Source organism: Pseudomonas sp. (assembly GCF_046581935.1).
Lineage (GTDB): Bacteria > Pseudomonadota > Gammaproteobacteria > Pseudomonadales > Pseudomonadaceae > Aquipseudomonas.
Genome location: NZ_JAYGFK010000016.1, coordinates 191,084 through 216,147 on the forward strand (window position 1 = coordinate 191,084; position 25,064 = coordinate 216,147).

At 60.4% G+C, this 25,064-nt stretch carries 23 protein-coding genes; 16 read left to right on the plus strand and 7 right to left on the minus strand.

What is annotated here, in order from left to right:
- Positions 1 to 40: 40 nt before the first annotated feature.
- From VCA57_RS14855 to cadR, 4 genes are all read right to left on the minus strand, one after another.
- Entirely contained in the window at positions 41 to 1,372 is a 1,332-nt protein-coding gene (locus VCA57_RS14855; protein WP_411185829.1) for a TolC family protein, read from the minus strand.
- Between the two features lie 3 nt (positions 1,373 to 1,375).
- Positions 1,376 to 2,707, minus strand: a complete 1,332-nt coding sequence (locus VCA57_RS14860; protein WP_411185830.1) for an HlyD family type I secretion periplasmic adaptor subunit — start codon at positions 2,705 to 2,707, stop codon at positions 1,376 to 1,378.
- 7 nt (positions 2,708 to 2,714) lie between these two features.
- Positions 2,715 to 4,436, minus strand: coding sequence for a type I secretion system permease/ATPase (locus tag VCA57_RS14865; RefSeq protein ID WP_411185831.1), 1,722 nt, complete (start codon positions 4,434 to 4,436; stop codon positions 2,715 to 2,717).
- Positions 4,437 to 5,156: 720 nt separating this feature from the next.
- On the minus strand, positions 5,157 to 5,609 hold the full coding sequence (gene cadR / locus VCA57_RS14870) for a Cd(II)/Pb(II)-responsive transcriptional regulator (protein ID WP_411185832.1): 453 nt from the start codon (positions 5,607 to 5,609) through the stop codon (positions 5,157 to 5,159).
- Between the two features lie 80 nt (positions 5,610 to 5,689).
- Between cadR and VCA57_RS14875 the strand changes: the two genes are divergently transcribed.
- Together VCA57_RS14875 and VCA57_RS14880 are read left to right on the plus strand one after the other, a co-directional pair.
- A complete protein-coding gene (locus VCA57_RS14875; protein ID WP_411185833.1) occupies positions 5,690 to 7,867 on the plus strand; it encodes a heavy metal translocating P-type ATPase in 2,178 nt (725 codons plus the stop codon).
- Positions 7,868 to 7,879: 12 nt separating this feature from the next.
- A complete protein-coding gene (locus VCA57_RS14880; RefSeq protein ID WP_411185834.1) occupies positions 7,880 to 8,242 on the plus strand; it encodes a DUF3703 domain-containing protein in 363 nt (120 codons plus the stop codon).
- 94 nt (positions 8,243 to 8,336) lie between these two features.
- Here VCA57_RS14880 and VCA57_RS14885 read toward each other — a convergent pair whose 3' ends face one another.
- Positions 8,337 to 10,022 carry a phosphoethanolamine transferase gene (locus VCA57_RS14885; protein ID WP_411185835.1) on the minus strand — a complete coding sequence of 562 codons (1,686 nt, stop codon included), beginning with the start codon at positions 10,020 to 10,022 and terminating at the stop codon, positions 8,337 to 8,339.
- Positions 10,023 to 10,269: 247 nt separating this feature from the next.
- On the opposite strand from VCA57_RS14885, the gene VCA57_RS14890 reads away from it, so the two are divergent.
- The 4 genes from VCA57_RS14890 to VCA57_RS14905 all read left to right on the plus strand — a co-directional run bounded on the left by VCA57_RS14890 (position 10,270) and on the right by VCA57_RS14905 (position 14,818).
- Positions 10,270 to 11,196 carry a hypothetical protein gene (locus tag VCA57_RS14890; RefSeq protein ID WP_411185836.1) on the plus strand — a complete coding sequence of 309 codons (927 nt, stop codon included), beginning with the start codon at positions 10,270 to 10,272 and terminating at the stop codon, positions 11,194 to 11,196.
- A 3-nt stretch (positions 11,197 to 11,199) separates the two neighbouring features.
- Positions 11,200 to 13,287, plus strand: a complete 2,088-nt coding sequence (locus VCA57_RS14895; RefSeq protein ID WP_411185837.1) for an LTA synthase family protein — start codon at positions 11,200 to 11,202, stop codon at positions 13,285 to 13,287.
- A 34-nt stretch (positions 13,288 to 13,321) separates the two neighbouring features.
- Positions 13,322 to 13,951, plus strand: coding sequence for a methyltransferase domain-containing protein (locus tag VCA57_RS14900; RefSeq protein WP_411185838.1), 630 nt, complete (start codon positions 13,322 to 13,324; stop codon positions 13,949 to 13,951).
- Positions 13,952 to 14,047: 96 nt separating this feature from the next.
- Positions 14,048 to 14,818 (plus strand): sulfite exporter TauE/SafE family protein, encoded by a 771-nt coding sequence (locus VCA57_RS14905; protein WP_411185839.1) that lies wholly within the window; start codon positions 14,048 to 14,050, stop codon positions 14,816 to 14,818.
- A gap of 221 nt (positions 14,819 to 15,039) precedes the next feature.
- Here VCA57_RS14905 and VCA57_RS14910 read toward each other — a convergent pair whose 3' ends face one another.
- Positions 15,040 to 16,032, minus strand: a complete 993-nt coding sequence (locus tag VCA57_RS14910; protein ID WP_411185840.1) for an AraC family transcriptional regulator — start codon at positions 16,030 to 16,032, stop codon at positions 15,040 to 15,042.
- A gap of 173 nt (positions 16,033 to 16,205) precedes the next feature.
- Between VCA57_RS14910 and VCA57_RS14915 the strand changes: the two genes are divergently transcribed.
- The 6 genes from VCA57_RS14915 (at position 16,206) to VCA57_RS14940 (ending at position 20,210) form a co-directional block, all read left to right on the plus strand.
- Positions 16,206 to 17,060: a MaoC family dehydratase gene (locus tag VCA57_RS14915; RefSeq protein ID WP_411185841.1), complete on the plus strand. Its 855-nt coding sequence runs from the start codon at positions 16,206 to 16,208 to the stop codon at positions 17,058 to 17,060.
- A gap of 93 nt (positions 17,061 to 17,153) precedes the next feature.
- A complete protein-coding gene (locus VCA57_RS14920; RefSeq protein ID WP_411185842.1) occupies positions 17,154 to 17,477 on the plus strand; it encodes a nucleotide pyrophosphohydrolase in 324 nt (107 codons plus the stop codon).
- The gene (locus tag VCA57_RS14925; RefSeq protein ID WP_411185843.1) at positions 17,470 to 18,219 is read left to right on the plus strand and encodes a methyltransferase; all 750 of its coding nucleotides are present in this window, start codon (positions 17,470 to 17,472) and stop codon (positions 18,217 to 18,219) included. Before VCA57_RS14920 ends, VCA57_RS14925 begins: the two co-directional genes overlap by 8 nt.
- Before the next feature lie 279 nt (positions 18,220 to 18,498).
- Positions 18,499 to 19,092, plus strand: coding sequence for a DUF4136 domain-containing protein (locus VCA57_RS14930; RefSeq protein WP_411185844.1), 594 nt, complete (start codon positions 18,499 to 18,501; stop codon positions 19,090 to 19,092).
- A 23-nt stretch (positions 19,093 to 19,115) separates the two neighbouring features.
- Complete coding sequence (locus VCA57_RS14935) at positions 19,116 to 19,679, plus strand: DUF4136 domain-containing protein (protein WP_411185845.1); 564 nt, start codon at positions 19,116 to 19,118, stop codon at positions 19,677 to 19,679.
- A 42-nt stretch (positions 19,680 to 19,721) separates the two neighbouring features.
- A complete protein-coding gene (locus tag VCA57_RS14940) occupies positions 19,722 to 20,210 on the plus strand; it encodes a GNAT family N-acetyltransferase (RefSeq protein WP_411185846.1) in 489 nt (162 codons plus the stop codon).
- 7 nt (positions 20,211 to 20,217) lie between these two features.
- On the opposite strand, the gene VCA57_RS14945 is transcribed toward VCA57_RS14940, so the two are convergent.
- Positions 20,218 to 21,117, minus strand: a complete 900-nt coding sequence (locus VCA57_RS14945) for a LysR family transcriptional regulator (RefSeq protein WP_411185847.1) — start codon at positions 21,115 to 21,117, stop codon at positions 20,218 to 20,220.
- A gap of 99 nt (positions 21,118 to 21,216) precedes the next feature.
- Here VCA57_RS14945 and VCA57_RS14950 point away from each other — a divergent pair, with 99 nt between their 5' ends.
- The 4 genes from VCA57_RS14950 (at position 21,217) to VCA57_RS14965 (ending at position 25,061) form a co-directional block, all read left to right on the plus strand.
- Positions 21,217 to 22,089 (plus strand): MBL fold metallo-hydrolase, encoded by an 873-nt coding sequence (locus VCA57_RS14950; protein ID WP_411185848.1) that lies wholly within the window; start codon positions 21,217 to 21,219, stop codon positions 22,087 to 22,089.
- Positions 22,080 to 22,778, plus strand: a complete 699-nt coding sequence (locus tag VCA57_RS14955; protein WP_411185849.1) for an SDR family oxidoreductase — start codon at positions 22,080 to 22,082, stop codon at positions 22,776 to 22,778. The genes VCA57_RS14950 and VCA57_RS14955 overlap by 10 nt, the downstream gene beginning before the upstream one ends.
- A gap of 61 nt (positions 22,779 to 22,839) precedes the next feature.
- Complete coding sequence (locus VCA57_RS14960; protein WP_411185850.1) at positions 22,840 to 23,289, plus strand: DMT family transporter; 450 nt, start codon at positions 22,840 to 22,842, stop codon at positions 23,287 to 23,289.
- Between the two features lie 284 nt (positions 23,290 to 23,573).
- Positions 23,574 to 25,061: a SulP family inorganic anion transporter gene (locus VCA57_RS14965; protein WP_411185851.1), complete on the plus strand. Its 1,488-nt coding sequence runs from the start codon at positions 23,574 to 23,576 to the stop codon at positions 25,059 to 25,061.
- Positions 25,062 to 25,064: the final 3 nt, after the last annotated feature.

Here is a 25,064-nt window from a genome sequence, read left to right on the forward strand (position 1 = left end):
TAATCCCGGGGGCGGTGCTGTCAATCTTACAGCCCCCTTGTTACGGTATAACCAACCAGTCGTTTGCCCTGCGAATGTCCGCATCACCTAGCCGGCCGCTCCAGCGATGCAGCACCAGCAGGCTAGTGATGAATTTGTACTGGGCCTGGTACAGGTCGCGGCGGGCGCGGAATTCCTCCTTGATACTATCGAGCACATCAACCGCGTTTTTTACGCCGAACGCTAGGGCTTTCTCTGTTGCTATTCGCGATTTTTCGGCGGACTCCAGGGCTTGGCGTGTGGCCTTGATACGACTGAGACCTGCGGCCATACTTACATAAGCGGTGCGAGTTTCCCTGATTATCTGGCGACGTAAGGCCTCCAACTCTTGCTCGGCCGCACTTTTATCGCCCTGCAGGGCGACTACTCGGGCACTGGTCGAGCCACCACTGTAAAGCGGCACTTGCAGATCGAGCGAGGCCACATAATGATCCGCGCGAGGGGTCAGGTTGCCCTCGTAGCCGATATCGCTGCGCTGTGCTGTCAGGCTGAGCCCGAGCTTTGGCAGGTGCGCCGCCCTGGCCTCACCAAGAGCCGAGTCAGCGGCGCGCACGCCTTGCTCGCGCGCCTGCAACGCAGGGTTGCTGGCCAGCGCGGTGGTTACCCAGTATTCCTGCGGCTGCACAGGGAGGATGAAGGCCGGGGCTACACTGATGCGTTTCAGCGGTTCTTGGACCTCGCGACCAACCAGCTCTGAAATGGTCTCACGACTGATCGCAACGCGGTTACTCGCCTCAATCACGTCAGCTTTAAGGGTATCCACACGCGCAGCTAGTTCGAGCACGTCAGTGATCATTGCCATCTTGCGCTGGAACAGAGCATTGACCCGCTGCTGGTTGCGCTCGGTCGACTGTAGCTCGCTCTGCGCCAGAGACAGCTCGTCTTCGGCGGCGAGTACACTGAAGTAGCGCTCGACCAAATCGATGCTGGCTTGTATCTGGGCGTCTTCGTACTCGAACTCGGTTTGCTCGGCCAGCGCCGAAAACTTCTGATAGCTGCGCCACACCTGCGGGGCGTAGATGACCTGACTCAGACTCATGGCATAGCGCTTGCCGTTGTACTCGATCCTGTTAAGGCCATCCTCACGAAGACTGCGATTGTGGCTAGTGGAGGCATTGAGCTGTGGTAAAAACTGGCCGTAAGCCTCGCGCTTGCGTCCTGCCCCGCCCTGGGTACGGGCGTACGCCATCAGGATGCGCGGGTCAGCCTGGCGAGCCTCCTGCTGCAATTGCCAAAGATCCAAGTAGTTTTCAGCGGGCGTGGCGGCAGTGCTGGCCTGAACGACACAGGAGAGGGCCAAGCTGGCGAGACTAATAATAGCTAAGGGCTTCATGGCTCAGTCCTCGATCAACGAGCGGGCAAATGCGTTGCTCGCAGGTTGCATCACGTACTGCAGAAGCGTGCGGGCGCCAGTGTTAATCAGGACTTCGGCGGGCATACCAGGAACCAATTCTAGAACGCCCAGTGACTTGCGCCCCTTATCTGTCAGCTCCAAGCGGCCTAAATAATACGGCGCACCGGTGTCCTTGTTGACCAGTCGGTCGGCCGAGACTTGCACCAAGCGCCCTTCGATAACCGGTGTGGTACTGCTCTTGAAGGCGCTGAAGCGGATATCCGCCAACTTGCCAACCGCGATACGGTCAATATCCATAGGTGATATTTGGGCCTCGACAATTAGCTCTTCGCTGCCCGGCACAATATCCAGCAATGGCGTACCGGGACTCACCACACCGCCGAGGGTGTGCAGGGTCATGCCCATTACCATGCCAGACTCTGGCGCGGTAATTTCGGTCCGATGGGCACGATCCTGAACGGCGGAGAGACGCTCGCGCAAGTCATAGACAGTGGTGTGCACTTCGCCGAGCAACCCGGCCACCTCGGTGGCGAAGGTTTTCTTTAGTTGCAGTATCTTCAGCTGGGCCTCGCCAATTTGCAGCCGCGCGCGGGCGCTCTCGGACTGATGCTCCGCCACCTCAGCTTGCAGGCGGGCCAGGCTACGCTCCTGTTCACGTAATCGCTGCTTGTCCACGTAACCATCAGCCAGCAGTGCGCGCAGATCGTCGATTTCCTCCTGGTAGGAGGCCGCCAGTGTTTGCTTGCTGGCGATCATGGCCTTAATCCCGCGAATCTGTTGCTCAATCTGTACGACAGTTTTCTCGAGCAGGCCTATCTCGCCCAGCAGCGAGTTGCGGCGGGTCTGGAAGATACGTGCTTCGCTGTCTTGGGCCTCGCGCACACGCGAGTCATTGGCGCTTAGCTCCTCCACAGCAATCGGTGCGGGCAAATCGTCTCGCTCGGCTAGCAGGCGAGCCTCTAGCGCCAAGGCAGCAATCAACTGACTGCGTATCATCTCCATCTCAGCGCGCGCCTGAGTGTTGTCTAGTACCAGCAGCACATCACCGGCTTTAACCTGATCACCGTCACGCACACGGAGCTCGCGGACAATGCCTCCCTCGAGATGCTGTACAGTTTTGCGGTAGCTCTTAACCGTGACCACGCCGGGAGCCAGTGCTGCGCTGCTGAGAGGTGCCAGCGCGGCCCAACAACCAAAAAGACCAAAGGTCAGCAGCAGAATGGCCAAGCCGGCGCGCCGCGCAGGCTTGTCGTCGATTGGCAGGGTAGCGTCTTCGGTCGCGACGGACATAGGCGTATGCATAAGCTTATTCATCTGCACCTTATTGTTTCGCTGCTACGGGCTGCTTGCTCGGCGCCTTCGGCTGGACGCCTTGTAGCTGCGCCCAAACCTTGTCACGCGGGCCGAACATAGACAGTTCGCCATTATTAAGCACCAGCAGCTTGTCGATGTGTGCCAACACATTCGGTCGATGGGTAATGACGAAAACCGTGGCGCCGCTGACTTTGAGCTTCTTAAGGGCCTCGGCGAGCATTTTCTCACCGCTATCGTCGAGATTGGAGTTAGGCTCATCGAGGATCACTAGCCGCGGCTCGCGGTACAGTGCACGGGCCAGGCCAATGCGCTGACGCTGCCCGCCGGAGAGCCCGCCGCCATTGGCGCCGATCACCGTATCGTAGCCTTCAGGCAGTTGCAGAACGAGCTCGTGCACACCGGCCATGCGCGCGGCGGCGACCACTGCCTCGGCATCCAAATCGCCAAAGCGCGAGATATTTTCGCTGATACTGCCCTCAAACAACTCGATATCTTGAGGTAAGTAGCCAATATGTTGGCCCAGCTCGTCGCGACGCCATTGCGCGATGTCGGCGCCGTCTAAGCGCACGGTGCCGCCCAGGGTTGGCCAGATGCCCAACAGCGCACGCGCCAGGCTCGATTTCCCCGAGCCGCTGGGGCCGATGATACCCACAGCATCACCAGCCTCCACACGAAAGTTCAGGCCGCGGAGAATCGGCTTGCGGCTTTCAGGTGGCGTCACAATCAGATTTTCCACGTTGACCACCCCGTGCGGTGCCGGCAGTGACATACGCTGAGGCTCGGCGGCGACCTTGGCCAGCAGCTCATGCAGCCGGGAGTACTGCGAGCGGGCGCTGACAAACCCCTTCCACGCGCCAATCAACTGATCAATCGGCGCTAACGCCCTGCCGAGCAAAATCGAGCCGGCGATCATCAGCCCCGGTGAAATTTCCTGCTTGATTGCCAGGTATGCGCCGAGACCTAGCACCAGTGATTGCACGATCTGACGGAAGGTCTTGGAGATCGCCGCAATCGCCCCGGCGCGATCACTTGCGACGCTTTGAAGGCTCAGCACCTGATGCGTGCGGGCCAGCCATAGTTTTTGTAGGCGTGGTAGCATCCCCATAGACTCAACCACCTCGGCATTGCGCAAGCTCTTGTTGGTAAAAGCTGTGGCTGCCATTTGCTGGCGGTTGGCGGCTTGTAGCGGCGTATGGGTGAGTTTTTCGTTGACATAGGCCAACGCAGATAGCAGCAAAGCGCTAATCAACGCCATACAGCCGAACCAAGGATGGAACATAAACATAACCGCCATATAGATTGGTATCCATGGCGTATCGAAGAAGGCAAACAACCCATTACCCGTCAAAAATTGGCGCAGGCCACTGAGGTCACTAAGCGGTTGGGCAGAGGCGTTCATGCCGCCGGTGTTCAGCGCCTGTTTGAAGCTGGCCTCATACAAGCGCGAGGCCAGTAGGGTTTCCAGGCGGGTACTGACACGCACCATTATGCGAGAGCGCACCCACTCGAGACCGCCGAGCGTGATCATCAGCAACAACATGATCAGCGTCAGCATTAGTAGAGTAGATTGACTACTGCTTCCCACGGCGCGGTCGTAGACCTGCAACATGTAAAAAGAAGGCACTAGCATCAACAGGTTAACGAAGAAACTGAAGAAGCCGACTGACAAAAAGCTGCCCTTGCACACGGCGAGGGCGTCTTCCAACTCGGTTTTTACATGCACGGTCATGGGTTCGATTACCTGAGACCGGCACAGAGGCAAGTCCGAATAAAGTCGTGATCAGTGTGGGTGCAAAGGCACCTCTGGACCGGAAAAATCAGGGCGCTACTTTAGCGACAGCGGCCTGATAAAGCTATACGCAAGCCCCTCGCCCTGCCGCGGTCAAGCTGCGGGCCTAATAATCCCCATTTCCCATATTAATGGCGTAGATAGACTAATTAACCTTACCCACTGATCCAGTTTGATAGCCACAACAGTCCGCAGCTGACACCCGCATTTACACATCAGGCCCATACAGCTCGTCCAATTACAGAGCAGCTAAAACTACAACTGCAGCGGTTTACGGCCAAAAGAGTAAAGAATGAAACGCTGAGCAATACCACCGCCAGCAACTCGACGATTTCCATCTTCCGTCTTTAAAACCGCCCTACCGGTAACCGTCCTAACTTCTGAAATACCGTCAAGCGCAGCAGCTCTGCGAAAGGCCGCCAGAAAGTGAGACTCACCATCAGGCAAAACCATGAATGGCTTTGGATACTCCCGCGTAATGCGGGGCAAAATCGGCTACCAGCACCGCTAGACATTACAGGAGCCAATATCACTTATAGCGGCCCTGCACGCAGACGCAACAGACCCAACCTGGCCATTCAAATGACCACACAAGCAAGGTTCCGGTATCAATAAGCATGAATTGCTCATGCATGCGTACCGTCGACAATTCGATGCCCCTCAGTGACGATGGCTTTTTCCAACATGCGAGTGGCCATCATCCGGTAGCGCGCTGACGCCGCCACTGCTGTTTAGCTGCTGCAGGATGCCACAGGCTTCCACGCCTTGCTCCGAGCCGCAGCGGTGGCGCAGGTCGAGTAATTGCTGCTGCAATGCCTGCAGGCTGATCAACCGCGCTTGCACATGGCGGATGTGTTCATCCACCAGGTTGTTCACGCCTTCGCAGTTTTCCTCAGGCCGGTCCATCAAGGCCAACAGACTTCTGATTTCATCCAAGGCCATGTCCAGCGTGCGGCAGTTACGGATAAAGGTCAGTCGCTCAAGATGCTCGCTACGGTACAGGCGGTAGTTGCCTTCACTGCGCGCCGGAGCCGGTAGCAACCCCTCACGCTCGTAATAACGAACCGTCTCTACCGGACAATCGGCCAGCTTGGCCAGTGCGCCAATCTTCATAAGACCTCCCATTCAAGTGCTTGACCCTGTAGTGGCTTCAGGGTGTTCACTCTACCGCATCACGCAATGAGGATGCCCCGATGACTGACTGCTGCGGTGCCCACCAGCACACTAAAACGAACTCAGCCTCTAGTAACCAAGCCAAGACCGAGAAGCATCCGGACTCACGGCTCAGCCAATTTCGGATTGAGCAAATGGACTGCCCGACCGAGCAGACGCTGATCGAGGATCGGCTGGGCAAACTCGAAGGCGTCGACAGTCTCGAATTCAACCTGATCAACCGGGTGCTCGGGGTGTGGCACCGCTTGCCTTCGACCACACCCATTGAGGCGGCCATTACGGCGCTGGGTATGCAGGCCGAGCCAATGACCAACGCAAAAATGCCGCCGCAAAAAACGCACAAAAAGCCCTGGTGGCCGCTGGCGCTGTCAGGGATAGCGGCGCTGGGCGCCGAGGTTTTGCACTTTGCTGCACTGGCTCCCGACTGGGTTGTTGCCGCTGTGGCGCTGTTGGCGATCTTGCTGTGCGGGCTGGGCACGTACAAAAAGGGCTGGATTGCCCTGAAGAATCGCAACCTGAATATCAATGCGTTGATGAGTATCGCGGTGACCGGGGCCGCGCTGATTGGCCAATGGCCGGAAGCGGCCATGGTTATGTTCCTGTTTACCGTGGCCGAGCTGATCGAAGCCAAATCGCTGGATCGCGCCCGCAATGCCATTCGCGGCTTGATGGACCTGACCCCAGAGCGCGCCACCGTGCAACAGGCCGACGGTTCCTGGCTTGAGGTGGAGATCACGAGTATCGCCATTGGTGCCAATGTCAGGGTTCGCCCCGGCGAGCGCATCGGCCTGGATGGCGAGGTGACCGCCGGCGATTCGACCATTAACCAAGCGCCAATCACCGGGGAGAGTCTGCCGGTCGAAAAGACCATCGGCGACCCGGTGTTTGCCGGCACCATCAATCAAGCCGGCTCGTTGCAGTACCGGGTAATGGCGGTGGCCGGCAACACCACGCTGGCGCGCATCATTCACGCGGTTGAGGAGGCGCAAGGCTCACGCGCCCCCACCCAACGCTTTGTCGATCAATTCGCCAAGATCTACACCCCGGCGGTGTTTCTGCTGTCCCTGGCCGTCGCCATTCTGCCGCCGCTGCTGCTGGCCGAACCTTGGTATGACTGGATCTACCGGGCCTTGGTGCTGCTGGTGGTGGCGTGCCCGTGCGCTCTGGTGATCTCCACGCCGGTCACCATTGTCAGCGGCCTGGCTGCAGCCGCACGCAAAGGTATTTTGATCAAAGGTGGGGTCTACCTGGAAAGCGGCAGCAAGCTGGGTTTTCTGGCCCTCGACAAGACGGGGACCATCACCCACGGCAAGCCGGTACAAACCGATTACCTGCCACTGGTTGAGCAGAATGCCGCCGCTCATCACAGCCAGGCGGCGAGTCTGGCTGGCCGCTCTGATCACCCGGTGTCCCAGGCGATAGCCAAGCAGGCAGCCGAACAAGGCTTGCCCACACAAGCTGTTGAAGGTTTTAGCGCCCTGCCCGGCCGTGGCGTACAGGGCACCATCGATGGCGCGACGTTCTATTTGGGTAACCACCGCCTGGTGGAAGAGCTGGGCCTGTGTTCCGACGAACTGGAAAGCCGTCTGGAGGGCCTCGAACGGCAGGGTAAAAGCGTGGTGGTGCTGTGCGATGCCGAGCGGCCGCTGACCTTGTTCGCCGTGGCGGACACCGTCAAAGCGTCCAGCAGCGAAGCCATCGAGCAGCTCCATGCGCTGGGAGTTAAAACCAGCATGCTGACCGGCGACAACCCGCACACCGCTGCCGCCATCGCTCAGCAAGTCGGTATCGACGAAGCGCGCGGCAATCTGCTGCCGGTGGATAAACTGCAGGCCATCGAAGCCTTGCAGGCGCGCGGTTTTGTCGTAGGCATGGTCGGCGACGGCATCAACGATGCCCCGGCGCTGGCCAAGGCGGAAATCGGCTTTGCCATGGCCGCCGCTGGCACCGATACCGCCATCGAGACCGCCGATGTGGCGCTGATGGATGACGACTTGCGCAAGATCCCGGCGTTTATTCGCCTATCGCAGCAAACCTCGGCCATCCTCAAGCAGAACATCATCCTGGCGTTGGGGATCAAGGCGCTGTTTCTCATCATCACCCTGACCGGCGAAGCCACCATGTGGATGGCCGTCTTTGCGGATATGGGCGTCAGCCTGCTGGTGGTATTCAACGGCCTGCGTTTGCTGAAGAAATAGGACTGCATGAACATGCACACAACCTTGCAACAGGCGATTGCCGAGGCGTTTCAGCAGGCCGAGCAGGCCAGGTGCGAGCACAACAGCGCGGTGGCTTTCGCCTGGTTGGAGCGGGCGCACATCCTTACCCAGCGCCAACCACTGCAGCATGCCAAAAGCCACTGGCTGATGCTTACGCTTGGCTGGCAGAGCAACGACTATCGCGAGGTGACCGGCCAGCTCCCGCGTATTATCGCGGCCCTCCTGTTCTCCAGAATATGGGTACCACACGGCAATACCGGGCGCGCACGGGTCAGTGCGTTTATGCCCATGCCAGTACCTGAAGAACTGCAAGCACTGCTCAAGCGCGACAAGCCTACTCCGCCCGCTTTTTAGCTTCAGAGCCCGAGCATCAGCATCAGCATCAGCATCAGCATCAGCATCAGCGCAGCATCCTTGACATCGCCCACCTCAGCCTGCCCGCGCAGAACTAGTCGACACGCTGTTCGCTGTTCTCGACATGCTGGGCAACCGTGGCCGGCATGCAACTGCGGAAAATGTCCAACTGCGGCTGATACACCGAGGTGCCCACGCCCATTAGGCCAAGGACCGAGTGGAACAGGTTGTCTTGCGAGACGTCCTGGCCCGCCTGTTGGCGCAGGCAGTTGGCGGAAATCCCGCTGCTGCGCTGCATGCCTTCGGAGAACCACAACACCATCGGTACATGGGTCTGCTCACTCGGGGCCATGGCGTAGGGCACGCCATGCAGGTACATGCCGTGCTCACCCAGAGACTCACCGTGGTCCGACATATAGAGCATGGCAGTGTCCAGGCGCGCAGCGTTTTTACGCAGCAGGTCGATGGTGCTGGCCAGCACGTGGTCGGTGTAGAGCAGGCTGTTGTCGTAGGCATTGACGATGCTGGCGGTGTCACAGCGGTCAAGCTCCACCTCTTTACACACCGGGGTGAAATGCTCATAAGCCGCCGGGTAGCGCTTGAAATAGGCCGGCCCGTGGCTGCCCTTCATGTGCAGCACCACCACGGTGTCACGCTCAATGCTGTCCAGATGGGCCTGCAAATTGTTCAGCAGCGCCTCGTCGTGGCATTCGCCACCGTCGCAGATGTCGCTCAGGTGCAGGTGCGAAACATCCTCGGTGGGTACACGGTCACAAGCGCCCTTGCAGCCCGAGTTGTTATCGCGCCAAAGCACGCCGACCCCGGCGCGCTGCAGCACATCAAGCAAGCCTTCGCGATTGCTCGCCATTGAGTCTTTGTAATCCGCCCGGCCGACATCCTGAAACATGCAGGGCACCGATACCGCAGTGGCCGTGCCGCAGGAAGATGCATGCGGGAAGTTGATGACATCACGCTGCGCCAGTTCCGGGTTGGTTTGGCGCGCATAACCGTTGAGCGAGGAGTTCGCCGCGCGGGCGGTTTCCCCCACCACTACCACGGTGACTCGCGGCCGGTGATTAGTACTCACTGGCATAATGCGGTAGGCATCGGCACCCACCACTTCCAGCGTGGTTGGTGAAGCCAGTTCACGTTTGACATAGCCCTGCACAGCCGACACCACATTGGAGGGCACCAACATCAGGCGCACCTCACGGTGGTTGCGGATCAGCGAGGCGTAGGGCTGATACTGACTCATGACCAGTACCGCAAACACGCCCAACAACGCCGCCATGCTGCCCAATTTACCGACCAGCTCACGCCGCCATTTCAGCTGACGAATCGGCGCACGGCTGATCAGTAAGGCGGGCACCACGCCCAACAGCAGCAGCCACAAAAACAGCCGGCCATTGAGCAGCTCGGTGGCTTCAGCGCTGTCGGTCTGCATCACGTTAGTGAGCATGTTGGAGTCAATAACGATGCCGTAGCTGTTCATAAAATAACTGGCACCCGCCGACACCAGCACCAGCAGGCACAGCACCGGCTTGGTCAGACGCCCCCAGGCCAGCAGGCTGAGCAGCACATACAGCCAGATCCACACGAAGAGCGGCAGGCTGAGCAGGAACAAGGGGCTGTCATTACTCATACCGCCCACGCCCTGCCACACGGTATGCCAGAACGGCAGGTTGACGCTCAGCATCAGCCAGAAAGCGACCAACATGGTCAGCACGTTGCGGCTCAGCCGAACAGAGCCGGCTACACGTTTAAGAATAGATTCACTCACGGGGCACCTGAGAGGATGACAAGACTGCCGTGAATCTACTCAGGCCCGTGTGAAACCCCTGTCGGGAAGATGTGAAAAAATCGTTGCGTATTGGCCGCTGTTTTGCCGATTGCGCGCCGCCCATTAACGCGCATGCCACGGCCCTCGCTGAATGGCTGGCAACTCACGAATTTTTCACATTCTTTTGACGTGGAATTGAATGCCCGGCCTCTAGGATGCAGGCACTGTTTATCGCTGGATATTGCCCATGTCACTCACGTCCTTACTCGACAAGCCGTTACCCGCTCTCCCCGGCCGGCTCAGCACGGCAAAACTGAGTGGTAAACGCCGCTGGTTGTTGCTGGCACAGCTACTGATGGTGGTGGTGCTCGCCACCTTCGCCTATATGGGCTGGCGTCACCTGTATCCGGCGGTAAGCGAAACGGGCTGGCGCTATGAGGTCTTTCTCGACAACCTCGAGAAGGTCAGCGCACTCGCCCAAGACGCCGAAGGTGGCCTGTTGCTCAGCGAAGAACTGCAGAGCGGCGAAGGGCGCATTCTGCGTTACACCGCTGACGGCAGCCTGGAGCCAGTCGAAGCCGGCCTGTCAAAACCCGATGGCATGGTCAGCTTCCGTGGCGGCGTGGTGTTCAGCCAGGAGCAAGGCGATGAAGCCGTGCTCTGGCGTACACCGCAACGCACCGTAGAGCTGTTCGCCGGCAGCAACGTTGAAGGGCTGGCCAATGACGGCCGCTACCTTTACGCCATCGAAGACCGCCACGGTAATGGTCGCCTACTGCGCTACGACCCGGCTAATAACACCACCGTGGTATTGCGCACCGGCCTGGACCAAGCCGAAACCATCACCGCCTGCCCCGATGGCCGCCTGTTTTACAGCGAGAAGGCCAGCGGCACGGTGTCCTTGATGGGGGCGGAGGGGCATGACAGCGTGGTGCTAACGGGGCTCAACCAACCCGGTTATCTGCTGTGCAACAGCGAGGGTCTGTGGATTACCGAAGATGCCACGCACATGGCGCGCCTATTGCTGCTAGCCTCGGACGGCAAATTGCACACCGTGCTGTCGCACCTGCGCTCGGCACAAACCTTGATTGAAACTCACCCGGGTCACTACCTTCTCGCCGAGCAAGGCCGTAACCGCGTATTGAGCCTGCAGCGCACCCCGACAGGAAACTGATTGATGCACGCCACGCCTGACCGCACCACCGCACGCCACAACGGCTTGCGCCAACACCTGCTGTTCACCGCGCTTAGCGGACTCCTGTTGCTGTTGCTGTACAGCCTGCTGCGTCTGGCATTGCTGATTTACAACCATGAGCTGATTGGCCAAACCAGCGCCAACGACCTGCTCGAAGCCTTCGGCAATGGCCTGCGCTTTGACCTGCGCCTGATGACCTTTGCCCTGGCACCGCTGATATTGGTGATCGGCAGCCGACGTTTAATGGCCGCGCGCACCTGGCAACGGACCTGGCTGTTTGCCGTGGCCAGCCTCACCCTGTTCCTCGGCGTACTGGAACTGGACTTCTACCGCGAATTTCACCAGCGCCTGAATGCCCTGGTTTTTCAGTACATGAGCGAAGACCCTGCCACGGTCATGAGCATGCTCTGGCATGGCTTCCCGGTCGGCCGTTATCTGATCGCCTGGGCGCTGGTCAGCTGGCTGTTGTTCAAGGCTCTACAGGCCATACATCGCCTGGTGCCGCCGTCAGACCCACGCCTCGCGGCGGCTACCGGCGAGCGTTGGTACTGGCGCATTAGCGTCTTAGTTCTGTGCCTGTTCCTCAGCGTACTGGCCGTGCGCGGCACGCTGCGCCAAGGCCCGCCGCTGCGCTGGGGCGACGCCAGCACCACCGAATCGGTATTTGCCAACCAGCTGGGCCTCAACGGCAGCCTGACCTTGATCAGCGCCGCCAGGGCGCGCTGGTCCGATCACCGCAGCAACCAATGGAAAGCCAGCATGCCCGCTGCTGACGCGCAGGCGCTGGTACGGCAGATGCTGCTAACCCCACACGACCAACTGGTCGACGGCGACGCCGCGGCAATCCGCCGGATAACCAATCCTGATCCACAACTGCAATTGCCCGTGCGCAATGTGGTGGTGATCCTGATGGAAAGCTTTGCCGGTCATTATGTCGGTGCCCTGGGCGGGCGCGGCGAGGTGACGCCTTACTTCGACAAACTAAGTAAGGAGGGCCTGCTGTTCACGCGCTATTTCTCCAACGGCACACACACCCACCAAGGCATGTTCGCCACCATGGCCTGCTTCCCAAACCTGCCGGGCTTCGAGTACCTGATGCAAACCCCTGAAGGCGCCCATGACTTCTCTGGGCTGCCGCAGCTGCTGGGAGATCGAGGCTATGACAACCTGTACGTGTACAACGGCGACTTTGGCTGGGACAACCAGAAAGGCTTCTTCGGCAACCAGGGCATGAGCCACTTTATTGGCCGCAATGACTATGTCGACCCAGTATTTTCCGACCCCACCTGGGGCGTTTCCGACCAGGATATGTTTGACCGTGCCGACAAAGAGCTGCGCAAACTCGATCGCCAACGGCCGTTCTATGCCTTGCTGCAAACCCTGTCCAACCACACTCCGTATGCCCTGCCTGATCCGCTACCAACAGCACCAGTCAGCGGTTTTGGCTCCAACGACGAACACCTCACCGCCATGCGTTATTCGGATTGGGCCTTGGGTCAGTTCTTCGAGAAAGCCCGCACGGCACCCTACTTCAAAGACACCCTGTTCGTGATCGTCGGCGACCACGGATTTGGCAGCCCGGAACAGCTCAGCGACATCGACCTATACCGCTTCCATGTCCCGTTACTGTTGATTGCACCGGGCATTCAGCAGCAATTCGGTACACGCAACGATATTGCCGGCACCCAACTGGACATCGTCCCGACCATCATGGGCCGCCTTGGTGGCCCGGTGCAGCAGCAATGCTGGGGCCGTGACCTGCTGGCGCTGAACCCGTCCGACCCGGGTATTGGCGTGATAAAGCCATCCGGCAGCGACCAGACCGTCGCCTTGGTTACCGGAGAAAACCTGTTGATTCAACCACGCGGTGCTGAACCACGTCTGTATGGCTACAAGCTGCATGAGAACGCCGGCGTGCACCCACTCAATGACGCAGCCTTGCAGCAACAGCTACTGCCGCGCCTGCAAGCCTTCCTGCAGGTTGCTACCCAGAGCTTGCTGGACAACACGGCGGGCGTGGGCGACAGCAAGCCCAGCGCGCCCCAGACCGCCTCGCAAAGCAGCCCCTGACGGTTGATGTGAGCGCTACCACCCGGACATCACCATGCCGAGTTCACCGCACAGCACGCAGCACCCGGCAGACGCCGGGGCTGCCAAACAGCCCGCCGGCCACATGCTGAGCGCCTTCGCCCTGCGCGCAGCGCAATGGCGCACCCGGCAACTGATTGGCCGCGCCCTGGAACTCGCCGATGAACCTAGCCTGGTGCTCAACCTGCCCTGCGCGGCCGAAGGTTTACGGCCGTTGCTCAGCGCCAGTGAAAACCGCGTGGTGATTGCCGCCGAAACCTCTGCCGAGCGCCTGCAAGAGGCGCTTACAGGCCTGCCTGCAGACTTCGCCAAACGGGTTCACGCCCTGCAAACATCGGCTGTCAGGATTGATCTGGGAGAAAATGCCGTGGACTGCATTTTCTCCATGCATTACCTGCAGCAGCTCAATGATCCGCAGCAACGCATGGCGCTGCTGAAAGAATTCAACCGGGTCACCCGCGACAGTGTGATTGTTTCACTCGGAGCCACTAGCAGCCTCGCGGCCCCTCAGCGCAACGGTCACCTACATAACCGCGCGCAGATCGAGGAAGAGTTCGTCCAGGCCGGATTCAGCCTCACCGGCCACCGCGATTTTATTCCCGGTCTGGCCATGCTGCGCCTCTACGTGCTGCGCAAAAACGCCTGAACACAACCCTGCACAGGCATCATCTACGACCTTGATCGGCATAGGCGAGCACCTCACGAGTGCGTATGCTGCACTCTTTTTGTGCGAGCTATAAGCATGCCTGTGTCCGAAATTCTGCTGCTAATCGCTGCCGGTTTTGCTGCCGGTGGCATGAACGCCCTGGCCGGTGGTGGCACATTCTTCTCCTTCCCGGCGCTACTCGCGGCGGGTCTGCCACCGGTAACCGCTAACGCCACCAATGCGGTGGCGTTGTGGCCTGCCAGCCTGGCCGGAGCGTGGGCCGCCCGCGATTCACTAAGGCCGTTGGGCCGTTATCTGCGGCCTTTACTCGCCGCAGGACTGGCCGGAGGCCTGCTCGGTGGCCTGCTGCTGTTGGTCGGCGGCGATGCAGTATTTGCCAAGCTGATTCCCTGGCTGCTGCTGGCCGCCACCGCGCTATTCGCCGCCAGCCCTTGGCTCAGTCGCTGGCTGGCCGCCCGCCGCGCCGAAGCCGCGCAGCCACCACACAGCCCGCTGTCGCTGGCCGCGCATATCGGCGTATCGATCTATGGCGGTTATTTCGGTGCTGGCATGGGCATCCTGCAATTGGCGGCGTTCTCCATCGAAGGCCACCCACTGGCCCGCGCCAATGCCCTGAAAAACCTGATCTCTGCCGTAATCTACAGCGTTGCCACCGCGACCTTTATCATCGCCGGCCGCGTCAGTTGGTATGAGCTGGTGATTCTACTGGTGGGTGCCACCCTCGGCGGCTATGTCGGCGGTGCACTGGGCCAGCGCCTGCCGGCCAAACTCCTGCGCACATTGGTGATTGCGGTGGGTAGCGGCATGACTATCTATTACTTCTGGGCCACTTACTTCGCTCGGTAACCCTCCTAGAACCTGTGCAAAGGCTCACGAGCTAGAGCCATGCAAGGCGCAACGTTAGTAACAGCCTTTGGCTGGTCAAGCAGGCGAGAAACGCAACGCAGCGAGGCAACAGCCAAGGGCTGACCCGAAGGGTGAGCGCAGCGAATCAAGCGGACCGAGCTCGCATCCGAGTCGGCTTTCAACGCAGCAGGGCCGACGCGCAGCAGGCTTTGAATAGGTTCTCAGTTTTTACCGCGCTTGCGAAACTCAACCGGGGTTTCGCCAACCCAGCGTTTAAAGGCGCGGTAGAAGGTGCTGGGCTCGGAGAAGCCAGTACGCTCGACAATCACTTCAATGCGCTCGTCAGTGTTAAGCAGCAGGTCCTTGGCTAACCGGCAACGGTAGTCGGTGACCAAATCATTGAATCGCACCCCAGCCATGGCCAGACGTTCACGCAAACGCCGCGCTGGCATATTCAGACGCGCGGCGACCTGCTCCAGGGTCGCGCCGCTGTCGACCAGCAACTCACCAATTAACTCACGCACCTGGCGTACCAAGTCCAGACGCTCGACCTCGGCCAACTGCCGGCGCGCCAGCGACTCGTGCATGCGCAGCAGTTCCGGGGCGGCGTGCCGCGAGGTTTTGTTCAGCACGGCAGCATTGAAGATCAGCGCATAACGCTCGCCGCCCAGGTACGCCGGACAGCCATACACCTGCTGATACAGCTCGGCTGGCGCACCCTCGGAATGCATAAACTGCACTTCATAGGGTGTGAAGTCACCCTCGGTCAGGGCATCAAACAAACGAATGACCGCACCGGCGAGCATTTCCGGAAAATGCCTCGGCGTACCGGGAATAAGGCCAAGCACCATCACCGCGCGCTCACCCTGCACGTCCAGCTTGGCATTCAAGGTGTCAGAGAGCAGGCGCAAATACCGCAGGGCATGGCGCAGGCCTTCGCCGAAGGTTTCACTGGAGAGGAACAGGTACTCCAGCAGCAAGCCGTGGAATGCCGGCAGGTGCTGGGCCAGATAGAGGCCAACATGCTCTTCGCCGCATTCTTCAATAGCTGCTTTCCAGAACAGCGCCTGGGCCGCGTGGGGGAAGCGCCCGGCAGGCAAGCCGCCGGGCGGTAAGCCGACGCGTGCCAGTACTCGATCAGGATCGGTACCGCTGGCACGCAAGGCGTCGATCACCGGGCGCATCAGCGCCACGTCGTCGGTTAGATCACGCATAGAGTTTGGTTTCTTGTTATCCGCAAGGCGCGGTCATCTTAGGCAGCTTTAGGCCCCGCGCTCAAGGCGTGCGTAACACAATTGACTAACCCGCTGCACAGCCAGGCATTGCGGCCAATGCACAGCACTACGGAGCGACTAAGCTGCTGCCACCCATTCTGAGGAGTTTGTCCATGGCCATCGACTGGCTCGAACTGCCCGCACCACCCGCCTTACCCGCGCTGTTTATGCGCGCAGCCATGCGTCGCCGCGTCACCGGCCGCAGCCTGCCCGAGCTGGGCGTGCGCTGCCAGGTTACGGTCGACCCTCAGCACCTGGCGCGCTATCGGCAGATTTGCGGCTTTGTCGATGACCATCTACTGCCGGCGACCTACCCGCATATTCTGGCGTTTGCCCTGCAGATGCAGCTGCTCACGGATAAGCGCTTTCCGTTCCCATTACTCGGCTTGGTACACCTGGAGAACCATATCCGCGTGCTGCGCCCGCTCGGCGGCCTGGGGCCATTTACCGTCAGCGTGCAGGTGCAAAACCTGCACGCCCATGACAAAGGCGCGACATTCAGCCTGATCACCCAACTGCATGATCAACTCGGCCTGCTCTGGGAAGGCGATAGCCGCATCCTCTGCCGCGCCCTGCGCCTGGACGGCAAACCCGCCGAACGCGAGGCAGATGCTGAACTGACCCAAGCCACCCTGGCGCACTGGCGTGCCCCGGCGGATATTGGCCGCCGCTATGCGCGCATCGCCGGCGACTACAACCCGATCCATATGTTTGCCGCCACGGCCAAGCTGTTCGGCTTCCCCCGCGCCATTGCCCACGGTCTGTGGAACAAGGGCCGCGCTTTGGCCGAATTGAGCACGCGCCTGCCTACAGCCGGCTATAGCGTGAGCGTGCGCTTTCAGAAACCGGTGCTGCTGCCCGCCGAGGTTCACCTGCTAGCCAGCGAGCCAGCCGGCAGTGGTCAGTTCACCTTACTCGGCCAAGATGAGCGGGTACATATGAGCGGTAGTTGGACGTCCCTGGCTTGAAATAGCCTCAGCGGCTGCCGCTATCTGCCCGGCAGCCGCTTGCACAGAGCCGGTGAAGCGCTGAAGCTATGCGCCTGTTTACCGGAGCGCCTGATGAACCTCGCCGAAATCACCACCCGCATGCATGCCATTCGTGATCACAACGATTGGCGGCAATTCCACAGCCCGAAGAACCTGGCCATGGCCGCCAGCGTAGAGATGGCCGAACTGGTGGAAATCTTTCAGTGGCTGACGGAGGCGCAGTCGCGCCAACTGCCTGCAGAGCAACTCGCTCACGCCGGCCAGGAAATCGGCGATGTCGTGCTTTATCTGGTGCTGCTGTGCGGCGAGCTGGGCCTGGACATGGAGCAGGTGGTGCGCGCCAAACTGGCGGACAACGAAAAACGCTTTCTGCCAGGGAGCAAGGGCAATGTCTGATCGACACTTTGATGAGTTGGCCACGCGCTTTGCCGAAAAGATCTATGGCGGTGCCAAAGGCGCGATTCGCCTCGCCGTACTCCAGGCCGATTTGACCGAAGCCTTGCCCGAGCGACCCTTGCGCGTGCTGGATATCGGCGCGGGCCTTGGCCATATGTCACTGTGGCTGGCCGAGCACGGCCATCAGGTGACGCTGACGGAACCCGCCGCGCCGATGCTGGCCGGCGCCCGCGAGCGCTTTGCGGCTGCCGGGCAACACGCCACGTTTATTCAAGCGCCCTGGCAGGAGCTGCCTGGCCAGTTGGAACAGCCCTACGACCTGGTGATCTGCCACGCGGTGCTGGAATGGCTGGCCGAGCCGCATAGCATCCTGCCGGTGCTGCACCAGCTCTGCGCGCCTAGCGGCTGGCTATCGCTGGCGTTCTACAACAAAGACGCGCTGATCTACCGCAACCTGCTCAAGGGCCACTTCCGCAAACTGCGTAAAGCCGAGTTCGCCGGCGAGAAACAGAGCCTGACGCCGCAAATGCCGCTTGATCCGCGCGAACTGGCGGCGCAACTTGAGCCTCATTGGCAGGTCGAAAGCCAGAGTGGCGTGCGGGTATTTCACGATTACATGCCGCAGCCGTTTCAGGCCAAGGCTGAACTGCTCGACCTGCTAGAGATGGAACTGTCCTACCGCCGCCACCCCAGCTTTGCCGGCCTGGGGCGCTATTTACACTGGATCTGCCGGCCACGCTGACGGTGCGTTGAAAAACTACCTGCGTTGGCAATACTGCGTTAAAAACAGGCTCAGAAAGCCACTTGTGGCTAACGCGCTTCAGCGCGACCCGGAGGGCGAGTGAAACGAGTAATGCTCAACAATAACTTCCGCTTGATTCGCTGCGCTCACCCTTCGGGTCAGCCGTTGGCTGTTACTTCGCTGCGCTGCGTTTCTCGCCTGTTTTTGCCTTGTCTTGCCGGCCTCGCCTACGTTTCTCAACGGCCTGCCATGCCCCTATTCGAGTAGCAGGAGACGTGCATGAAACAGCTCTGGGTTCTACTGCTACTGGCGACCCTCACGGCCTGCCAGAGCCACAACCCTTATGTCGCCGACAGCACCCCGCTGCCGCCCGCCCCTGCGCAAGCGGCGCAACAACTGGATCGCAGCGCCTACCCGGCCGCACCACGCGACTACGCCAGCTACCGCACCTGGAGCTGGCAACGCCTGCCTGCCGGTACGGCCTGGGCCAGCTCCGAGCAAGTGCAGAAAGCCCTGAGTAACGCCCTCGACCAACGCGGCCTGCGCCCCTATCGCGCCGGCGCGGCGGCTGATCTGCGCGTCAGCGCCGAACTACGCTTGGAACAACGTATCCGCCAGGTCACCGAATCCTATGGCAGCCAGTACGGGCATAGCCGTTATGGCGATGAGTACGGCATGTGGGGCAGCGCGCCGCTGGTGCGCAGCTATACCGAAGAGGTCATGGTGGTACACATTGAGCTGTTCGACGGCAAGAACGGTCAGCCGATCTGGAGCGCCAGCGCCGAAACCCTCAGCAGCGGCAACCAAAGTGAACGCGCGAGCGCGCTGCGCAACGCCGTACAACAGGCCTTGGCGGCCTATCCGCCGAAATGATTGCGTAATTCGAGGAGAGCCCCATGCGTGCATCACTGTTGTTATTGCCCCTGCTACTGCTGTTAAGCGCCTGCCAGACGACACAACTGCAGCGTGACTTCGATCCCAGCCGGGATTTTGCGGCTTACCGTAGCTGGAGCTGGCAGGAACCCGCCGTGCAATACAAACCTGATGACCCACGCCTCAACAGCGACCTGACCGGCCAGCGCATCCGCAGCGCCGTCAGCGAGCAACTTGAACAACGCGGCCTGCGCGCCGCCGCAGCGAACACCCCGGGCGACCTCAAGGTGCAAGTCTGGATGATCGTCGACAACCGCCAGCAACAGATCAGCACCCAGGTTGGCGGTGGCTGGGGCAATCAATGGGGCGGCGGTTTCTGGGGCGGCCCGAGCTACATTGAAACGCGCAACCTGGACTACCAGGTTGGCACCCTGCAGATCGACCTGCTCGACGGCAAGGATGGCAAACTGGTCTGGCGCGGCAGCGCCGAACAGGTGCTACGCAATCCTCAACCCAGCCCGAGCGAGCGCGAAGCGTCAATCCGCAGCACCGTGGCCAAAGTCCTAAGCCAATACCCGCCACATTAATCTGCCATGCCTAAGTGCACGACGGCCTAACAAGGATGTTGCATGAACCCTGCCCCACGTCTCAGCCACCGCCCTGCTGCGGCAGCTGATCTGGCCGAAATTGTCGGTTTCCCACAGAACGCCGACGAGCTGTTTTTCTGTTACCCCAAGGCTGACTGGCCACTGAGCGTCGGCCAACTGGCCGCAGCCATGGCCGAGCGGCGCGACAGCACTGTGGTACTGCTCGATGGCCGAGTCGCCGGCTTTGCCAACTTCTACCAATGGCACTACGACGACTATTGCGCCCTCGGCAATCTGATGGTTGCACCGTGGGCGCGCGGCCATGGCGTAGCGCATTATCTAGTGGCGGTGATGGAACAACTGGCCCGCGAGCATTACCACGCCAAGCGCATGCAGGTGTCGTGTTTCAACGCGAACAGTGCAGGCCTGCTGCTCTACCCAAAACTAGGCTATGCGCTAACTGGCGTGGTCGAAAGGCGTGACCCAAAGGACCAGCGGGTCGCACTGATTCAGTTCAGCAAGGCACTCTGATTCCCAGCTACATATCCCAATCAGGCTTATCCGCCAGGCGCTCGATCAGAAAGTCCAGCAACGCCCGCAGCGCCGGCGGCATCTGCCGCCGCGTGCCATACAGGGCATGGACACCCAGTTGTTGCGGTTCATAGTCAGGCAACAGCTGCACCAGCGCCCCGGAGCGCAATTGCGCGCTGACCGAATAGCGCGGTTGCAGGCTAATGCCGGTATCCGCCAGCGCGGCTTCCAACAGCACCATCGTTTCATTAGCGCTGAGGTTGCCGCTTACCGCGACGGCATACGGTTCGCCAGCGCGGCTGAACTCCCAGATGCTGCGACCGAAATAAGCGTAACTCAGGCAATTGTGTTGGGCTAAATCCTCGGGCCGCTGCGGTGTGCCGTGCTGCGCCAGATACGCCGGGGTGGCGCACACCACCGAGCGGCACACCGCCAGCTGACGCGCAATCAGGTTAGGGTCGAGCTGATTGGTGATGCGCAGGGCCAGGTCGATGCGCGCCTCCACCAGGTTGACCGCCTGGCTGCCGACCAGCAGATCGACACTGACCTGCGGGTACAGGCGGATAAATTCATCCAGCGCATGCACCAGCCAGGCCTGGGCCAGAGACTGGCTGCAGGCGATGCGTAGGGTGCCACGCGGCGCGGCATCCTCGTGGCGGCTGACGCTCTGCATAGCCTCAGCCATCGCCAGCATCTCGCGGCATTGCCCCAACAACTGTTCACCGGCCCCGGTCAGGCTCAGCTTGCGCGTGGTGCGATGCAACAGGCGCGCGCCAACCCAGGCCTCCAGCTCGCTTAGGTAGCGCGAGACCATCGCCCGCGACATCTCCAACGCCTCAGCGGCAGCGGTCTGGCTACCGCGTTCCACCACTTCGACAAACACCCGTGTTGCCGTCAGCCGGTCCATGATTAGCCCATTTAATGCAACGAATACGTGCAGATTAAGGGGCTTTTTGCTCGATTTAAAGCAACTAAGATCACCGTATTCACTCAACAGGAGATCGTCATGTCGATTACCCGCCACCTGCGCAGCCTGATTGCCAGCGCCAGCCTGCTCACCCTCGCGACAACTGCCATCGCCCAACCCCTTACGTTGGATGTTTACAACCCAGGCGAGAAGGCTGTTTTTCCAGTGACCTCGACGCTGATCAGCGGTGAGCACGATGTGATCCTGGTCGATGCGCAGTTCTCCACCCGCGAAGCCCAGGAACTGGTTGAACGCATCCAGGCCAGCGGCAAGAACCTCACCACCATCTTTATCAGCCATGGCGACCCAGACTACTACTTCGGCCTGGATACCCTGACCCGCGCCTTCCCCAAGGCCAAGGTCCTGGCCACGCCAGAAACCATCGCTCACATCGAAAAAACTCGCGAACCCAAACTGGCCTACTGGGGGCCGATCCTCAAGGACAGCGCGCCAGCCCGCACCATGGTGCCGCAGGCCCTGCAAGGCGACCATCTGATGCTTGAAGGGCAGCACATTGAGTTGGTCGGGCATGACCCAGAGCACACCAGCCTGTGGATCCCGAGCATCAAGGCAGTAGTCGGTGGTGTACTGACCTACGCGAACATTCACCCTTGGATTGCCGACTCGCAAACACCAGAGGCCCGTCAGACCTGGCTGAAATCGCTAGATGAGCTGGAAGCGCTGCAGCCGAAAACCCTGGTACCGGGGCACTTTATGGGCCAGCCCAAGCTGAACCTAGATGACCTGCGCTTTACCCGCAACTATCTTAATGACCTGGAAGTCGAACTAGACAAAGCCAAGGACAGCCAAGCACTGATCGCAGCGATGAAAGCCAAATACCCGGCTCTGCTCGATGACAGCAGCCTTGAACTGAGCGCCAAAGTACTCAAAGGGGAAATGCAGTGGCCGTAAGCCGCAATATCCTGATCACCGGCGCATCACGCGGCATCGGCCTGGGTTTAACCCAGGCCTTTGTGCAAGCGGGTTGGCGCGTCTATGCCGTAAGCCGCAACCTCGCCGCCAGCAGCGAACTGCAAGCGCTGGCGCAGCAACAGGGCGAACGCTTACAACTGATTGAGTGCGACCTGGAGCAACGCGAGGCCGGCCAGTTGCTCGACCAGGCTTTAGGCCAGCAAACGCTGACCTGCGCGCTGTTCAATGCCGGCGTCTACGGCCCACAGCACCAGGACCCACGCCAGGCCAACGTCGCCGAGATCGGCCAGTTGTTTTTCGCCAACGCCATAGCCCCGATAAGCCTGGCCCAGCAGTTGGCCGGGCGTATTGAGAGCGGCGGAGTGATCGCGTTTATGAGTTCACAGATGGCCAGCCTGCAGCTCAACCGTGCCCTTGATATGCCGCTGTACGGGGCCAGCAAAACGGCGCTGAACAGCCTGCTGCTGAGTTGGCGCAGCCAATACCGCGAACTGCCCTGGAGCTTGCTGGCCCTGCATCCGGGCTGGGTGCGGACAGCCATGGGCGGTGCCGACGCACCGCTAGAAGTTGCCGATAGCGCAGCCGGCCTGCTGCAAGTTATCAGCAGCCAAATGGGCCGTAATCGCTGTACCTTTCTCGACTACCAAGGCCAGACGCTACCCTGGTAAGGCTGACGGCTATGGCAGGTTTTGCGGCATAATCGCCCGCCCCGTCTACCGGAGATGCCCCATGCCTGCACCAATCTGGTGGTTACTGGCCCTGCCATTTGTTGCCGGTGCCTGCCTGCCGCTGCAGGCAGGGATTAACGGTCAATTGGCGAAACAGGTGTCCAGCGTACTGGCCGCCTCGCTGATCTCCTTTGTCGTCGGCACCCTAGCACTCCTGCTTCTGGTACTCGCTCAACGCGAGTTCCCCAGCCTCGGCGCGTTAAAAGGCCTGACCTGGTGGCACTGGAGTGGCGGCCTACTGGGGGTGATGTTTATCGCCACCGCCGCCTTTGCCGGGCCAAAGGTTGGCGCGCTGTTATTTATGGCACTGGTAATCGCCGGACAACTAAGCATGGCGCTGACCCTGGATCACTTCGCCTGGGCTGGCTTTCGCGAAGCTCCCATTACCATCGGCAAAGTCGGCGGCCTGCTGTTGATCATTGCCGGCATCTGGCTGATCCGGCGCGGCTAGAACCTGCGGCTGACAAGGGTGCCGGTCAGGGCTCGCTATGTTAAGGTTGCCGCCCTTTTCACCGAATGGATAGAGACAGGTCGCAATGACACTGGCCCAACCATCACGCTGGCAGCCTACGCCGCCTTAGCGTTTCGCTCCCTTCTGCACCGGCCGGCTCGACCGCGCCATTGCCCACGTGCGCTGCCCGGCAAGGCTGCGCTACGCTCGAAGCATTGCATTTTCATTAGTTCTTCCGCGCTGCCCTTGCGTGCGTCCGCGGACTCCAGCCTTTGGAACCCAACATGCTACAACGCCTGAAAAACACCTGGTTCTTCAACATTCGCGGTGATGTACTCGCAGGCCTGGTGGTGGCGCTGGCGCTGATCCCAGAAGCCATCGCCTTCTCGATCATCGCTGGCGTCGACCCCAAAGTCGGCCTGTATGCCTCCTTCTGTATCGCTGTGGTGATCGCCTTCGTTGGAGGCCGCCCGGGCATGATCAGCGCGGCCACCGGGGCCATGGCGCTGGTGATGGTGACGCTGGTTAAAGAGCATGGCCTGCAATACCTGCTGGCTGCCACGCTGCTGACCGGCGTGCTGCAAATAGCGGCTGGTTACCTCAAGCTCGGCAGCCTGATGCGCTTCGTCTCGCGCTCGGTGGTCACCGGCTTCGTCAACGCCCTGGCGATTCTGATTTTTATGGCGCAGCTGCCCGAGCTGACCAACGTCACCTGGCATGTCTACGCCATGTGCGCCGCTGGCCTGGCCATCATTTACCTGTTCCCCTATGTACCAAAGCTCGGCCAACTGATCCCCTCGCCGCTGGTGTGCATCCTGTCGATGACCGCCGTGGCCATTTACTTCGGCCTGGATATCCGCACCGTCGGCGATATGGGCGAGCTGCCAGACACCCTGCCAATCTTCCTCTGGCCGGACGTGCCGTTGAACCTGGAAACCCTAGGCATTATCTTCCCCTACGCCGCCGCATTAGCTGTGGTCGGCTTACTGGAATCGATGATGACCGCCACCATCATCGATGACCTGACCGACACCAGCAGCGACAAAAACCGCGAATGCAAGGGCCAGGGCGTGGCCAATATCGCCTCCGGCCTGCTCGGTGGCATGGCCGGTTGCGCGATGATCGGTCAGTCGGTGATCAACGTGAAATCCGGTGGGCGTGGCCGCCTGTCCTGCCTGGTCGCCGGTAGCGTATTGCTGCTGATGGTGGTGTTCCTCAGTGACTGGGTCAGCCAGATCCCCATGGCTGCGCTGGTGGCAGTGATGATCATGGTGTCGATCGGCACCTTCAGCTGGGATTCGATTCGTAACCTGAAAAACTACCCGCTATCGACCAACCTGGTGATGCTCGCCACCGTCGCAGTGACCGTCTATACCCACAACCTGGCGTACGGCGTGTTCGTCGGTGTGCTGCTGGCGGCGATGTTCTTTGCCAACAAAATCGGCCACTTCCTCTATATCAACTCCGACGCCAGCAGCGATGGCAGCCATCGCACCTACACGGTGGTCGGTCAGGTGTTCTTCAGCTCGGCCAACAAGTTCATCGCCGCCGTTGATTTCAAAGAGGCTGTACGCAAGGTCACCATCGACCTGTCCCGCGCGCACTTCTGGGACATCACTGCCGTGGCCGCGCTGGACAAAGTGGTGATTAAACTGCGTCGCGAAGGCACTGAAGTCGAGGTGCTGGGCCTTAACGAAGCCAGCGCCACTATCGTCGACCGCTTCGGTGTGCATGATAAGGACAACGCCACCGACCTGATGTCGGGCCACTAAGAG

Bases quoted from the DNA above. Each gene is read 5' to 3' on its own strand.
- VCA57_RS14890 (WP_411185836.1), top strand. From the start codon at position 10,270: ATGTCACTCACGTCCTTACTCGACAAGCCGTTACCCGCTCTCCCCGGC.
- VCA57_RS14930 (WP_411185844.1), top strand. From the start codon at position 18,499: ATGAAACAGCTCTGGGTTCTACTGCTACTGGCGACCCTCACGGCCTGC.
- VCA57_RS14910 (WP_411185840.1), bottom strand. From the start codon at position 16,032: ATGCGTGATCTAACCGACGACGTGGCGCTGATGCGCCCGGTGATCGAC.
- VCA57_RS14950 (WP_411185848.1), top strand. From the start codon at position 21,217: ATGTCGATTACCCGCCACCTGCGCAGCCTGATTGCCAGCGCCAGCCTG.
- VCA57_RS14925 (WP_411185843.1), top strand. From the start codon at position 17,470: ATGTCTGATCGACACTTTGATGAGTTGGCCACGCGCTTTGCCGAAAAG.
- VCA57_RS14935 (WP_411185845.1), top strand. From the start codon at position 19,116: ATGCGTGCATCACTGTTGTTATTGCCCCTGCTACTGCTGTTAAGCGCC.
- VCA57_RS14865 (WP_411185831.1), bottom strand. From the start codon at position 4,436: ATGACCGTGCATGTAAAAACCGAGTTGGAAGACGCCCTCGCCGTGTGC.
- VCA57_RS14960 (WP_411185850.1), top strand. From the start codon at position 22,840: ATGCCTGCACCAATCTGGTGGTTACTGGCCCTGCCATTTGTTGCCGGT.
- cadR (WP_411185832.1), bottom strand. From the start codon at position 5,609: ATGAAGATTGGCGCACTGGCCAAGCTGGCCGATTGTCCGGTAGAGACG.
- VCA57_RS14880 (WP_411185834.1), top strand. From the start codon at position 7,880: ATGCACACAACCTTGCAACAGGCGATTGCCGAGGCGTTTCAGCAGGCC.
- VCA57_RS14900 (WP_411185838.1), top strand. From the start codon at position 13,322: ATGCCGAGTTCACCGCACAGCACGCAGCACCCGGCAGACGCCGGGGCT.
- VCA57_RS14945 (WP_411185847.1), bottom strand. From the start codon at position 21,117: ATGGACCGGCTGACGGCAACACGGGTGTTTGTCGAAGTGGTGGAACGC.
- VCA57_RS14915 (WP_411185841.1), top strand. From the start codon at position 16,206: ATGGCCATCGACTGGCTCGAACTGCCCGCACCACCCGCCTTACCCGCG.
- VCA57_RS14895 (WP_411185837.1), top strand. From the start codon at position 11,200: ATGCACGCCACGCCTGACCGCACCACCGCACGCCACAACGGCTTGCGC.
- VCA57_RS14940 (WP_411185846.1), top strand. From the start codon at position 19,722: ATGAACCCTGCCCCACGTCTCAGCCACCGCCCTGCTGCGGCAGCTGAT.
- VCA57_RS14905 (WP_411185839.1), top strand. From the start codon at position 14,048: ATGCCTGTGTCCGAAATTCTGCTGCTAATCGCTGCCGGTTTTGCTGCC.
- VCA57_RS14855 (WP_411185829.1), bottom strand. From the start codon at position 1,372: ATGAAGCCCTTAGCTATTATTAGTCTCGCCAGCTTGGCCCTCTCCTGT.
- VCA57_RS14965 (WP_411185851.1), top strand. From the start codon at position 23,574: ATGCTACAACGCCTGAAAAACACCTGGTTCTTCAACATTCGCGGTGAT.
- VCA57_RS14860 (WP_411185830.1), bottom strand. From the start codon at position 2,707: ATGAATAAGCTTATGCATACGCCTATGTCCGTCGCGACCGAAGACGCT.
- VCA57_RS14920 (WP_411185842.1), top strand. From the start codon at position 17,154: ATGAACCTCGCCGAAATCACCACCCGCATGCATGCCATTCGTGATCAC.
- VCA57_RS14875 (WP_411185833.1), top strand. From the start codon at position 5,690: ATGACTGACTGCTGCGGTGCCCACCAGCACACTAAAACGAACTCAGCC.